The following is a 12,176-nucleotide window of genomic DNA, read 5'->3' as shown; positions in this document are numbered from 1 at the left end:
GCCGCCCCGTCCCACCCGTCACCGACGAACCCGCCCCACCATGTCGGGCGCGTGGGACGGGGCGGCCACTCGACCAGAGACGTCGGGCAGGGTGGTCGGGCCCGCCCGTTGGGCGGTGCTCTAGGTCGGTCCGCTAGCGCGAGGCGTCGTGGGACCCGGCGGGCTGCCCGGTCGCCGGCTCGACCATCCCGCGCGCCTCGAGGTCGGCGATGAACCGGCGCACGTCTGCGTCGATGTCGTCCTCGGTCTGGTCGAAGGCCGTCGCCACGCGGCCCACCCAGCCCTGCTCGGGCCCGGTCGTCGCCTCCGTCCAGATCGTCGCGGCCACGCCGTCAAGCACGAGCAGCGGCCCGTCGGGCAGCTGAGCGAGGTAGACGTGCTCGCCGTCTGCCGGGACGACGACGCCGACGCCCTTGGCGGCCCGGAACGCCGGGCTCATCCGGCCTCCCCCGAGCCCTTGGACCGTCGCCGGGACAGCTGCTCACGCACTCCGCGGAGCGGCCGGCCGAAGAACTCGGCGACCACCTCGCGGCGTGTGACGGGGTGCCCGCGCACGATGGTGAGGTGCTCGACGTTGACGAGCATCGACCGTCCCACGACGCCCGCCTTGGCGCGCAGCCCTTGCGCGGCGCGCACCCGGGCTCGCCATTCCTCGAACCGCGTGCCCCCGCGGGCCGCGACGCGCCACAGGTCGTATGCCGGGTCGTCCGAGTGCTCGTCCAGAGTGCCGGTGATGACGGAGAAGCCGAGACCCGCGTCGAGCCGGTCGACCCAGGTGAGGATGTCCGCCCGCAGACCGTCGTCGGCCGTGACCCAGACCGCATCGATGTCCAGGGCGGCCTTCCGGTCGGCGCCGCCCCGCGCGGCGTGCAGGAGCAGCAGCGCCGCCTGCGCGCCGCGGGAGGGGACGGGGCAGGGCACGCCGCCGAGGTCGGTGAGGACATGCTCAGCCCAGAGCGCCGCGAAGGCCGCCTCCGGAGTCGGCCCGATGCCGGGGTAGATCCGATGCAGGTCGACCAGCCCGAAGTCCGTGTGTCGCAACGTCGCGGAGTGCTCGAACGACGAGCCGAACGCGAACGAGCTGATCAGGACCCAGCCGTGGCGCTGCAGCTCGGACAGGAGCAGCTCGACCTGGCCCGGGCGCACGAGCACGTCGGCATCGGAGTACATCCGCCCCGGGCGCAGGGTCGGGTCGAGCGCGGCGCCTTTGACATGCAGCACGTCGACGCGCAGCGCGTCCGCCAGCCACTGGACGGCCGCGTGCGCGAAGCCGATACGCACGTCAAGGGGGACCGTTGGTCCGTCCGTGGCGGCGTCGGTAGCCTCGTGGGCTGCCATCGCGTGACCCCCATAGACTGCAAGTGGACTGTTCGATCGCACCCTAACAGCCCGGCAGGAGGCGCACGTGTCGCACCGCGATCGTCTGCGCTGGGCCCTCGTCTCGGCCGGTGCGTGCGTGGGGTTCGTCCTCACCGCGCTCATCGCGGTCCGCACGTCGCCGGGCTCCCGGGTCGACCAGCTCTTCGCTGACGTGGTGCACAACGGGCTGCCCGCGTGGCCGCGCCAGGCGCTCGACGCGTTTGCGCGGCCGATCGTCATCGTGGTGCTTGCGCCGGTTGCGCTGGTGCTCGCCCTGCTCGCACTGGCGCGGCGGGCGTGGCTCCGGGCCCTTGCTGGCACGGTGATCGCCGTCGCCTCGCCGCTGCTGGCGCTCGACCTGCGCGACCGGCAGGCGCTCGGCGTGCCGGGGGATGCCTTCCCGTCGAACCATGCCGCTGCCGCATTCGGGCTGCTGGTGGCGGTTGTCGTGCTCTGGCCGGTTCGGGTCGGCGTCGTCGGCCTGCGCGTCGCTCTCGGCGGGGCCGTTGCCATCGGGCTCGGCAACGTCAGCTGGTACGCCCACGCACCACGCGACGTGCTGGGCAGTGCGCTGATCGTGCTGGCCATCAGCGCTGCCCTGTTCGCGCTGCTCGGCGGGGACACCCCGAACGTCCGCGAATGGCGGATCCTGGGCGAGCGCCCAACGGTCGAGACCGACGCTTCGACCTGACCGCTCGACCGGTGGAAGCAGGCGTAGCCGTCGTCGCGCCTGGTCTCACGGCGCCCAGCCGAGCTCGGCGAGCGTGATGACCAGGGTGTCCACCGAGGCGTCCCAGGTGTACCGCTGGGCGTTGCGTCGCCCGCGCTCGACGAGGTCGTCCCGCTCCGCGGGGTCGTCGATGAGCCGCTGGACCGCCGCCACGATCTCGTCCGGGTGGTCCGGGTCGCACAGGACCGCACCGTCGCCTGCGACCTCGGGCAGCGGGTCAACGCGCATCGCGACGACCGGGCAGCCAAGGCGCTGGGCCTCGACGACCGGGATTCCGAAGCCTTCGTAGACCGAGGGGAACACGAGCGCGCACGCGTGCCGGTACAGCCAGACGAGCTCCTCGTCCGTGAGCCGCCCCGCGAAGAAGGCGCGCGTCCACCGTCCGGTGCCGATGCCCGAGAAGACGCGCCGGTTGCCCCTGGCGCCGACGACCACGGACCGGACTCCGGCCATCTCGAAGGCGTCGAGCGCCGGGCTGACGTTCTTGTGCCGGGCGAAGGTGCCGACGCAGAGCACCCATCCCGGCTCGAGGGTGCCCGGCACCGCTTCCGGCAGCGCCTCGCACGCGGGCCGGCCCGGGTCCGGGCCCTCGCCCTGCTCGAACGGCGGCAGACCCAGGGGCGGTCGCACCGCCGTGACGTGGTCCACGTGGTCCGAGCCGTTGGGAACGACCGCGAGCCGCTCGGGACGGACACCGAGCACGTCCTCGACCTCCCGGGCACTGAACTCGGACACGGTGAGCACGCGCTCGGCGCGACGCGCGAGCACGACGTACATGGCGCGATACCAGGTGCGAAAGGCGCGGCTGTACGTCCTTGGATGACGGAAGACCGAGACGTCGTGCACGGTCGCCACCTGGCTGCGCGCGGCGAGCGGGGCGGGGCCACCCAGGCTGACGAGCAGCTCGCGGCGCGCGGCCCAGGGCAGGGCCACCTGCTCGAACAGCTGACCGGCGGCCCACGACTCGCGGACCACCGCGCCCGCGGCGATCTCGGGCGGCACGACGGCGCCCTTGGGGACGTGGATCACGACCTGCCCCGGGAACCGCTGGACCAGGCGCCGGGTCAGCTCCAGGGCGTATCGCTGCGTGCCGGTCGTGGCCTGCGTGAAGAAGCGCCCGTTGACCGCGAGGCGCCTCACCGCGCGGCTCGAGATGTGCGACCCGTGGCGGGCGCGACCGTGAGAGGATCGCGCAGGGCGTGGGTCGGGACCGCCTGACTGACTCTCGGCACCTGCCTGAATCTAGCGTCCCGGATTGGACCCCATGACCCGACGTCCACGTGTGGCGATCGCACACGACTACCTGACCCAGCGGGGTGGCGCCGAGCGCGTCGTGCTGGCGATGCACCGCGCCTTCCCCGACGCGCCGATCCACACGACGCTCTTCGACCCCGAGGGCACGTATCCGGAGTTCAGTGACGCCCGCATCCTCACGTCGCCGATCAACCGCATCGCGCCGTTGCGCCGCGACCACCGGGCGGCGTTGCCCCTGCTGCCGTATGCCGTGTCGCGCCTTCGCGTGGACGCCGACGTCGTCATCGCGTCGAGCTCCGGGTGGGCCCACGGCGTGCCGACCAGCGGCCGCAAGCTCGTCTACTGCCACGCTCCTGCGCGCTGGCTCTACCAGACCGACGCCTACCTCGGCGGCCCGGCGTCGGAGACGACCCGGGGCAAGGCTCTGCTGGCCCTGAGCGGCTGGCTCCGACGGTGGGACCGCCGGGCGGCCGAGTCCGCCGACCGTTATGTGGCGAACTCCACGGTGGTCCGCGACCGGATCGAAGCGGCATACGGGATCGCGGCGGACGTGCTGCCCGCCCCGTACGGCATCGACCCGCTCGGCGAGCAGACCACCGTCGCGGCGCTGGCCGACTGGGCGGACGGGTACCTGCTCCTGGTGTCACGGCTGTTGCCGTACAAGAACGTCGACGTCGCCATGGCGGCCGTGCGGGACCTGCCCGAGCGGCTCGTCATCGTCGGGTCCGGGCCGCTCGAGGCGCGGCTGCGAGCCGAGGCGCCCGCGAACGTCCGCATCGTCACCGGGCTCAGCGACGCGCAGCTGCGCTGGACGTACGCCCGCGCGCTTGCCCTCGTCGCGCCGAGTCTGGAGGACTACGGGCTGACGCCGCTCGAGGCTGCGGCGTTCGGCGTGCCGACGGTGGCCCTGCGCGCCGGCGGGTACCTCGACACGGTCGACGAGGCGGTCAACGGACAGTTCTTCGACACACCCACCGCGGAGGACCTGCGGGCGGCGGTCGTCGCCGCGCGGCGCCGAACGTTCGACACCGACGCCGTGAGGGCGCACGCGGAGCATTTCTCCGAGCCCGTCTTCCACCAGCGGCTCCGCGGCCACGTGGAGCAGGTCCTCGGCGGCAAGCCGCCGGTCGAGTCGCCGGGCTTCAGCTGATCGAGTGGATCGCGAGGACCCACGCGACGACGGGGGCGCCGATGACGAGGATGATCGCCAGGACGCGGTATGCCGCAGCGTGGACGTAGACCTTGGCCAGCACGGCGGCGAGGATCCCCACCGCGAAGACGCCGAGGGAGTACGTCGCAAAGGTCGCGCTCAGCTCGACGATCTCGGGCGACTTGGTGACGTTCGCGATGGTCGCTGCCTTGCCGGCCGGTCCCCACGGTGCCGGCAGCGGGGCCTGAGCCATCAGCAGGACGGCGAGGGCGAGCACGTCGGTCTTGACATAGGAACGCTGCTGGGTCCCGGCCCCCCGCCGGCTGGGGATCGACGACACCACCGTCTGCCTCGGGGGCGTCAGGGCTCGCGGGAGGGTCAGCAGGATGCCGGGGAGGCCGACGAGGACGGCGAGCAGGGCCGCGTACAGCTTCGGCCGGTTGTCGGAGGCGAACGCGAACACGCTGACGATCGGCTCGGTCGCCCGGGTCAGCAGCCACACGTACCCGACGAACAGGATGACGGCGCCGATGGTGAGGGGTACGTCGGTGCGCAACCGTCGTCGTCCACCTCGAGCCATGGCGGAAAGTGTAAGCAGCAGTGCAAAGTGCTCCCGCCACCTACACTTGCGCCGTGGACAGCACCCGTGAGGTCGAGAACGACCTGTTCGAGCCCGGCCTCGATGGTGTCGACGGAGGGTCCGGCGACGGACCCGGGGACGACGGCCCAGGCGACGCCGAGGAATCCGGCTCGCGCCGGGAGCGCAAGCGCAACCGCAAGGTCCTCATCGCTGCGCTCGTGCTGCTGCTCGTTCCGGTCCTCGCCGTGGGCGGCTACCTCGTCTGGCTTAACCAGATCGTGACGAACAACGTCCGCCAGGAGCTGCTCCTGCCCGACGGTCCTGCCGCAGCGGCACCCACCGACTCGTCCGGCAAGACGATCGACATCCCGCAGGGCACGGGGACCAACTACCTCATCATCGGCAACGACGCCGGCCCCGACCGCGTCGGGGCGCGCTCCGACGTCATGGTGCTCGTGCACGTCCCGGACGACCACCGCGACGTCACCCTGATCCACTTCCCTCGCGACCTCTACGTCTCGATCCCGGGCCATGGCAAGAACAAGCTCAACGCCGCCTACGCGTTCGGCGGCGGGCCGCTGCTCGTCACGACGATGCAGAACCTCCTCGGCGTCCGGATCGACCACGTCGCGATGCTCGGGTTCGAGGGCTTCAAGAACATGACCGACGCCGTCGGTGGCGTCGACGTCAACGTCGAGGAGGCGTCGGTCGGCGACAACAACACGGTGTTCCGCAAGGGCGTGCAGCACATGGACGGGGCGACCGCGCTGATCTTCGTCCGGCAGCGGCACACCCTCAGCGAGGGGGACATCTCCCGTGGCCGCCGCCAGCTGGCCTTCATCAAGGCGCTGATGCTGAAGACCCTGACCAAGGACGTGCTGACCAACCCGCTCAAGCTCAAGGACTTCATCGACGCCGCGACCAGCAACCTCACCATCGACCAGCGGCTCGATGTCGGCCAGATGCGGTCGGAGGCGTTCGCGATGCGTGGTCTGCGCGGCGATGACATCCACTTCATCACCGCGCCGTTCACCGGCTTCGGGACGACCGCAGCGGGCGCTTCGATCGACATCGTGGACACCGTGAAGATGGCCCAGCTCGGCGACGCGATCCGCAACGACGAGCTGGAGTCGTACCAGCAGTAGCGGTCGCTGTCAGGCCTTCTGCCAGCTGCGCAGCCCGCCGTCGGCGGTCCACGTCTCGCCGCCGTTGAGGATCCATCCGGCGTCGGCGGAGACCCACAGCCCGACGTCGCCTTTCTTCGGGGTGGCGGTCCGGACGCAGGTCACGACGGTCGCGTTGCGTCCCTTGACCACCTTGACGACCTGCAGGCCGTCACAGGCGCTGACGACACGCACGGCATACGTCGTGAGCACGTCGCCGTCGAGGAAGTTGCTGAGCGCGACGGCACCCGGCGCGGAGCCGGAGTCGGACCACGTCGTCCCGCCGTCATTGGTGACCTTGACGTCGCCGGACGCGCAGAGCGCCTCCGCCTGGGTGGATGACGTGCGCGACAGGTCGACCACGGCCTCGGTGTCGCACGGCTTCGCGTGCGCGTCCTTGGGGGTGAGCACCTCGCTGGGGGCGTCCAGCTCGCGTGCCCAGCCGTTGGAGACGTTGGTCGGTGCCTGCCAGCTGTCGCCGGCGTCCGCGGTGGTGAACTGCTTCAGGTTGCAGTCGGCGCCGGCGCCGATGAGGAAGGCGCGCTTGCTGTCGAGGACCTGGACGCGCGACACGGCGCGCGCCGGCGGTTTGAGCGTGTTCCACGTCTTGCCGGAGTCGGTGGTCAGCTCCACGGCCGAACCGCCTGAGCTGCACGTGCCGCTCTTGACCCGCCAGGCGGTCTGCCCGTCGAGGGCAGACACCAGCAGGCCGACGGGGACTGCGCCCGCGGCGGCGGTGCCGGTCGTCGTCGCCGAGGCCGTGCTGGTCCCCGTCCCAGTGGACGAACCGCCGCTTCCCGTGACCGTCGTCGGCGTCGAGACAGGGATCGTGGACGGCGGCTCGCTCGGGGTCCGGTTGGGCCGCAGCGCCAGCGCCACGAGCCCCACGTCGACCGCGAGGAAGGCCACGAGGCCGATGGTCGCCACCCGGTTCTTCATGCCGTTCTACCCCTCAACACATGCATCCTTCGCTGGTCCGGGTGACATCGTACGAGGCGCACCCGGTTCCCGAGACACGCTGCCCGAACTGTCCGGAGCGCCCACGCGGGCAGCGCAGGCCCTGATCCCTGGCAGCCGGGGCCGATCCGACGCCTCGGGCCGACGCCTCGGGGCCGTTCGTCAGCGCGCCGGCGGCCGCAGCGCACTCGCGACGACGAGCAGGTACGTCTCCACCTCGCGGGTCATCAGGGCATAGGCCTCAGCGCCCCGACCATAGGGGTCCGTGATGTCGGACTCCCCCGCTGGAAGGGCCGGCGACTGCCCACGCTGCTGGCGTGCCGCCTCGGCCACCGTGGTGGCCCAGGGCTCGTCCCCGTCCGGCGCGAGCTCGGCGGTGCGCAGCAGGTCGGCGAGCTCTCCGAGGCTGAACGTCCGGCGCAGGGTGCGCGGGTTGAGCGAGACCACGTCCCGGCGGTGCCGCTGGGTGGCCGTGATGACCAGGTCTGCGTCGTCGAGCATCGCGTGGGTCAGCTGACGGGAGATGAAGCCGGAGGCATCCGCGCCGACCGACTCGAGCGCCTCGTGCGACCCCTCCTGCATGTCCTGTCCCACCAGGGCGCGAGTCCCCGCACTCTCGATGAGCACGTCGGTGTCGGCGAGCAGCTGCGCGAGGCGACGCTCGATGTACGGCGAGCGGCATACGTTGCCGGTGCAGACGACCATGATGCGGCCGACCCGCGATGTGCCCAAGGCGGCCGGCGTCGCCGGCGTCGCCGGGAGGGACGCGGGCGCGGGGGTCGCCGGAGTCTCTGGGGCGGCGGGGCCGCTGGGCTCGCTCATGAGCCGACGCGGCCGGCCAGCGAGCGCTGGTAGTCGGTGCAGACGTCGAAGTCGGGCAGGATCCCGGCGTCGCGCGCGCCGCTCAGCGTCGGCGCTGAGGCGTCCTTGGGTGACAGCAGCGGCGTGATGCCGTCGGGTAGGGCCAGCCCGATCTCTGGGTCGAGCGGGTTGATGCCCCGCTCCGCCGAGGGGTTGTAGGTCGCCGAGCACAGGTAGTAGGCGGTCGTGCCGTCCTCCAGCGAGCAGAAGGCGTGGCCGAGCCCCTCCCCGAGGTAGACCGCGCGCCGGTCGACGGTGTCGAGCAGCACCGAGTCCCAGGTCCCGAAGGTCGGCGAGCCGACTCGGAGGTCGACGATGTAGTCGACGAGGGCCCCGGACACTGCAGTGACGTACTTCGCCTGTCCTGTAGGGACATCCGCGAAGTGGATGCCACGCACCGTCCCCCGCGCCGACACCGACACGTTGGTCTGCTGCACGTCCAGCGGGTGCCCGATGACCTCGGCGAGCCGGTCGCCGCGGAACGCCTCGAGGAACACCCCGCGCTCGTCGGGGAACTGGGTCGGGGTGATCTCCCAGGCGCCCGCGATGGCGAGCGGTCGGATCTGCATGTGATGGTTCCCTTCAGGGGCCGTCGCGGCCTTCGGAGAGCAGTGCGCGCAGGTAGAGACCGTAACCGCTCTTGGCCTGGTCGTCGGCGTGCTTGCGCATTCCGGCGTCGTCGAGCCACCCGTTGCGCCAGGCGACCTCCTCGACACACCCGATCTTCTGCCCTTGCCGGGCTTCGACGACGTGGACGTACTGGCTCGCCTCGATGAGTCCCTCGAACGTGCCGGTGTCGAACCAGGCCGTCCCGCGGGGCAGGACACTCACGGTCAGCGCGCCCCGGCGGAGGTACTCGTCGTTGACGGCGGTGATCTCGAGCTCGCCGCGGTCGCTCGGGACCAGTCCCTTCGCGATGTCGATGACGTCGTTGTCGTAGAAGTACAGGCCGGGCACGGCGTAGCTGGACTTCGGGCGGGTGGGCTTCTCCTCGATCGAGATCACCCGACCCGCGCCGTCGAACTCCACGACGCCGTATGCCGTCGGGTCGGCCACGCGGTACGCGAAGACGTGCCCGCCATCGACCTCCGTGTGCTCAGCGAGGCGCGTGCCGAGGCCCGGGCCGAAGAAGATGTTGTCGCCGAGCACGAGTGCGACCCGGTCGGCGCCGATGAAGTCGGCGCCGAGCAGGAAGGCCTGGGCCAGGCCGTCGGGGCTGGGCTGGACGGCATACGAGATCGACATACCCCACTGCGAGCCGTCACCCAGCAGGCGCTGGAACTGCTCGGCGTCACCCGGGGTGGTGATGACGAGGACGTCACGGATCCCGGCCATCATCAGCGTCGACAGCGGGTAGTAGACCATCGGCTTGTCGTACACCGGCATGAGCTGCTTGCTGATCCCCCGGGTGATGGGATGCAGCCTGCTCCCCGTCCCCCCGGCCAGCACGATCCCCTTCATGACGGGCAGCCTAGGTGGTCGAGCCCGACGGGGTGGTGGACTCAGCTGGTGCGGCCCATGCCGCGGTACTCCCAGCCGGCGTCCGCCCAGGTCCGCGGGTCGAGGACATTGCGGCCGTCGATGACGCGCGGGACTGCGACGAGCGACTTCGCGTGCGCGGGATCGATCCCGAGGTACTCCTTCCACGCGGTGAGGAGCATGACCAGCTCGGCACCCTCGAGGGCCTCGTCGACGGTGTCCACGATGTGCAGGTCGGGTCGGAGGCGGCGCACCGCGTCCGCGCCGGCCGGGTCGGTCGCCACGACGTCGGCGCCACGGCCCCAGAGGCGCCCGGCGATGTCGAGCGCGGGGCTGTCGCGGACGTCGTCGCTGTCGGGCTTGAAGGTGAGCCCGAGCACCGCAACCCGGACGCCGACGAGGCGCCCGCCGGCTATGGCGGCCGCGAGGTCGACGGCATGGTCGCGCCGCCGCATGTTGATCGAGTCGACCTCGCGCAGGAAGGTCAGCGACTGGTCCACGCCGAGCTCGCCGGCCCGGGCCATGAACGCCCGGATGTCCTTGGGGAGGCAGCCGCCGCCGAAGCCGATGCCGGCCTGAAGGAACTTGGGGCCGATCCGCTCGTCGTGGCCGATGGCCGCCGCGAGCTTGGTGACGTCGGCGCCCGCCGCGTCGCACAGCTCGGCCATCGAGTTGATGAACGAGATCTTCGTCGCCAGGAAGGAGTTGGCGGCGACCTTGACCAGCTCGGATGTCGGGTAGTTGACGAGCAGGCGCGGGATGCCGGCCGCGAGGATCGGGGCGTAGACCTCGTCGAGGACGGCCCGGCCGTGCTCGGCGGACGTCGCGTCGTCGGGCAGCCCGTAGACGACGCGGTCGGGGGTCTTGGTGTCCGCGACGGCGAAGCCCTCGCGCAGGAACTCCGGGTTCCACACCACCACGGCATCGAGGCCGGACTCGGCGAACCGCTGCGCGATCGCCTGCGCCGTGCCGACCGGCACAGTGGACTTGCCGACCACCACGACCGGGCCGTCGGCGTGCGGCCGGGCGTGCTCGATGATGTCCTCGACGGCTGTCCACACGTAGGTCATGTCGGCGGCGTAGCTGCCGTCCCGCTGGGGGGTCCCCACGGCGATGAAGTGGACGCGTGCGTCGCCGATGCGGGACTTGTCGGTGGTGAACCTGAGCGTGCCGGCCTCGACCCCCCTGCGGAGCACGGGCTCGAAGCCGGGCTCGTGGAACGACGGGACCCCGGCCGCGAGCTTCTCGACCTTCTCGGGCTCGACGTCGACCCCGACCACCTCGTGGCCGAAGTCCGCCATGCACGCGGCGTGCACCGCGCCGAGATACCCACATCCGATGACCGAGATTCGCACGTGGGCAGCATACGCAGCGGTGGGGACGCTTCTCGACGTCCGGGCGAACGCCAGGTGACGGGTGGTGGCCGGGAGTCGACCGGCCGGTGACGGCTCGGTGACCGGGCTTCGTACGCGAACGGCAGGCGGAGACAGGATGCCGGCGTCGGGGGCCGGCGTCGGGGCCGTCGTCGCGTGCGGGGCCGCTTGAGCCAGGTCGCTGCCGGGCCGCTGGGACGCCACTACCCTTCACCCCATGCGGGTCCTTGTCACCGGCGGTGCCGGCTTCATCGGGTCGAACTTCGTGCTGCGCACGCGCAGCACCCGGCCCGGCTGGACGCTCACCGTCCTCGACTCCATGACGTATGCCGCGAACCGCCTCTCGCTGGCACCGGTCCTTGCGAACCTCGGCGGGGACGGGTCCGTCGAGCTCATCAAGGGCTCGGTCGCAGACGCCCGGCTCGTGGACGGACTCGTGGCTGACCACGACGTCGTCGTCCACTTCGCGGCCGAGTCGCACAACGACAACAGTCTCGACTCGCCGTGGCCGTTCGTGGAGTCCAACGTCGTCGGCACGTTCACACTGCTCGAAGCGATCCGACGCCACGACAAGCGGCTGCACCACATCTCCACCGACGAGGTCTACGGCGACCTCAAGCTCGATGACCACGAGCGGTTCACCGAGCGGACCCCGGTCAACCCGTCGAGCCCCTACTCGGCCACGAAGGCCGGCGCGGACCTGCTCGTCCGGGCCTGGATCCGGTCCTTCGGCATCAAGGCGACGGTGTCCAACTGCTCGAACAACTACGGCCCCCGCCAGCACGTCGAGAAGTTCATCCCGCGCCAGATCACCAACATCCTGCAGGGCGTCCAGCCGAAGGTGTACGGGTCGGGGCTCAACGTGCGCGACTGGATCCACGTCGATGACCACAACGATGCCGTCGTGGCGATCCTCGAGCAGGGGCGCCTCGGCGAGACGTACCTCATCGGGGCCGACGGCGAGCGGAACAACCTCGAGATCGTGGCCATGCTGCTCGACCTCATGGGCCATCCCGCCGACTGGTTCGAGCACGTCGACGACCGTCCCGGCCACGACCTCCGCTACGCGATCGACGCAACCAAGCTCCGCCTCGAGACCGACTGGCGCCCACGCTACGGCGACATCCGCGCCGGTCTTGCCGACACCGTCGAGTGGTACACCGCCAACCCGGCGTGGTGGTCCGCCGCGAAGGTCGAGGCCGAGCGGACCTACGCCCGGCTCGGACGGTGAGCGACACCGTGAACGACACCGTGAACGACACCGTGAACG

General features: G+C 71.3%; 13 protein-coding genes. 4 read left to right on the top strand and 9 right to left on the bottom strand.

Annotated features, from left to right (window positions below; translation table 11 throughout):
- Positions 1-133: 133 nt before the first annotated feature.
- Together ACWEOW_RS24195 and ACWEOW_RS24190 are read right to left on the bottom strand one after the other, a co-directional pair.
- Positions 134-439, bottom strand: coding sequence for a PqqD family protein (locus ACWEOW_RS24195; RefSeq protein WP_452271809.1), 306 nt, complete (start codon positions 437-439; stop codon positions 134-136).
- The gene (locus ACWEOW_RS24190) at positions 436-1,338 is read right to left on the bottom strand and encodes a nucleotidyltransferase family protein (RefSeq protein ID WP_452271808.1); all 903 of its coding nucleotides are present in this window, start codon (positions 1,336-1,338) and stop codon (positions 436-438) included. The genes ACWEOW_RS24195 and ACWEOW_RS24190 overlap by 4 nt, the downstream gene beginning before the upstream one ends.
- 67 nt (positions 1,339-1,405) lie before the next feature.
- Here ACWEOW_RS24190 and ACWEOW_RS24185 point away from each other — a divergent pair, with 67 nt between their 5' ends.
- Positions 1,406-2,050, top strand: coding sequence for a hypothetical protein (locus ACWEOW_RS24185; protein WP_452271807.1), 645 nt, complete (start codon positions 1,406-1,408; stop codon positions 2,048-2,050).
- Positions 2,051-2,095: 45 nt separating this feature from the next.
- On the opposite strand, the gene ACWEOW_RS24180 is transcribed toward ACWEOW_RS24185, so the two are convergent.
- Positions 2,096-3,229, bottom strand: a complete 1,134-nt coding sequence (locus ACWEOW_RS24180; protein WP_452271806.1) for a glycosyltransferase family 4 protein — start codon at positions 3,227-3,229, stop codon at positions 2,096-2,098.
- A 142-nt stretch (positions 3,230-3,371) separates the two neighbouring features.
- Between ACWEOW_RS24180 and ACWEOW_RS24175 the strand changes: the two genes are divergently transcribed.
- Positions 3,372-4,493, top strand: coding sequence for a glycosyltransferase (locus ACWEOW_RS24175; protein WP_452271805.1), 1,122 nt, complete (start codon positions 3,372-3,374; stop codon positions 4,491-4,493).
- Here the strand turns inward: ACWEOW_RS24175 and ACWEOW_RS24170 are convergent.
- Entirely contained in the window at positions 4,486-5,073 is a 588-nt protein-coding gene (locus ACWEOW_RS24170; protein ID WP_452271804.1) for a hypothetical protein, read from the bottom strand. The two genes, ACWEOW_RS24175 and ACWEOW_RS24170, sit on opposite strands and share 8 nt — an antisense overlap.
- A gap of 53 nt (positions 5,074-5,126) precedes the next feature.
- Between ACWEOW_RS24170 and ACWEOW_RS24165 the strand changes: the two genes are divergently transcribed.
- Positions 5,127-6,218: an LCP family protein gene (locus ACWEOW_RS24165; protein WP_452271803.1), complete on the top strand. Its 1,092-nt coding sequence runs from the start codon at positions 5,127-5,129 to the stop codon at positions 6,216-6,218.
- A 9-nt stretch (positions 6,219-6,227) separates the two neighbouring features.
- On the opposite strand, the gene ACWEOW_RS24160 is transcribed toward ACWEOW_RS24165, so the two are convergent.
- The 5 genes from ACWEOW_RS24160 to ACWEOW_RS24140 all read right to left on the bottom strand — a co-directional run bounded on the left by ACWEOW_RS24160 (position 6,228) and on the right by ACWEOW_RS24140 (position 10,888).
- Positions 6,228-7,175 (bottom strand): hypothetical protein, encoded by a 948-nt coding sequence (locus tag ACWEOW_RS24160; RefSeq protein WP_452271802.1) that lies wholly within the window; start codon positions 7,173-7,175, stop codon positions 6,228-6,230.
- A 180-nt stretch (positions 7,176-7,355) separates the two neighbouring features.
- On the bottom strand, positions 7,356-8,015 hold the full coding sequence (locus tag ACWEOW_RS24155; protein WP_452271801.1) for an arsenate reductase/protein-tyrosine-phosphatase family protein: 660 nt from the start codon (positions 8,013-8,015) through the stop codon (positions 7,356-7,358).
- Positions 8,012-8,623: a dTDP-4-dehydrorhamnose 3,5-epimerase family protein gene (locus tag ACWEOW_RS24150; RefSeq protein ID WP_452271800.1), complete on the bottom strand. Its 612-nt coding sequence runs from the start codon at positions 8,621-8,623 to the stop codon at positions 8,012-8,014. The genes ACWEOW_RS24155 and ACWEOW_RS24150 overlap by 4 nt, the downstream gene beginning before the upstream one ends.
- A gap of 13 nt (positions 8,624-8,636) precedes the next feature.
- Positions 8,637-9,515: a glucose-1-phosphate thymidylyltransferase RfbA gene (gene rfbA, locus ACWEOW_RS24145; RefSeq protein ID WP_452271799.1), complete on the bottom strand. Its 879-nt coding sequence runs from the start codon at positions 9,513-9,515 to the stop codon at positions 8,637-8,639.
- 41 nt (positions 9,516-9,556) lie between these two features.
- A complete protein-coding gene (locus tag ACWEOW_RS24140; RefSeq protein WP_452271798.1) occupies positions 9,557-10,888 on the bottom strand; it encodes a UDP-glucose dehydrogenase family protein in 1,332 nt (443 codons plus the stop codon).
- 235 nt (positions 10,889-11,123) lie between these two features.
- Here ACWEOW_RS24140 and rfbB point away from each other — a divergent pair, with 235 nt between their 5' ends.
- Positions 11,124-12,137, top strand: a complete 1,014-nt coding sequence (gene rfbB / locus ACWEOW_RS24135) for a dTDP-glucose 4,6-dehydratase (RefSeq protein ID WP_452271797.1) — start codon at positions 11,124-11,126, stop codon at positions 12,135-12,137.
- Positions 12,138-12,176: the final 39 nt, after the last annotated feature.

The sequence above is a fragment of the Monashia sp. NPDC004114 genome, from assembly GCF_053603855.1.
This window is presented reverse-complemented; position numbering and strand designations above follow the sequence as displayed.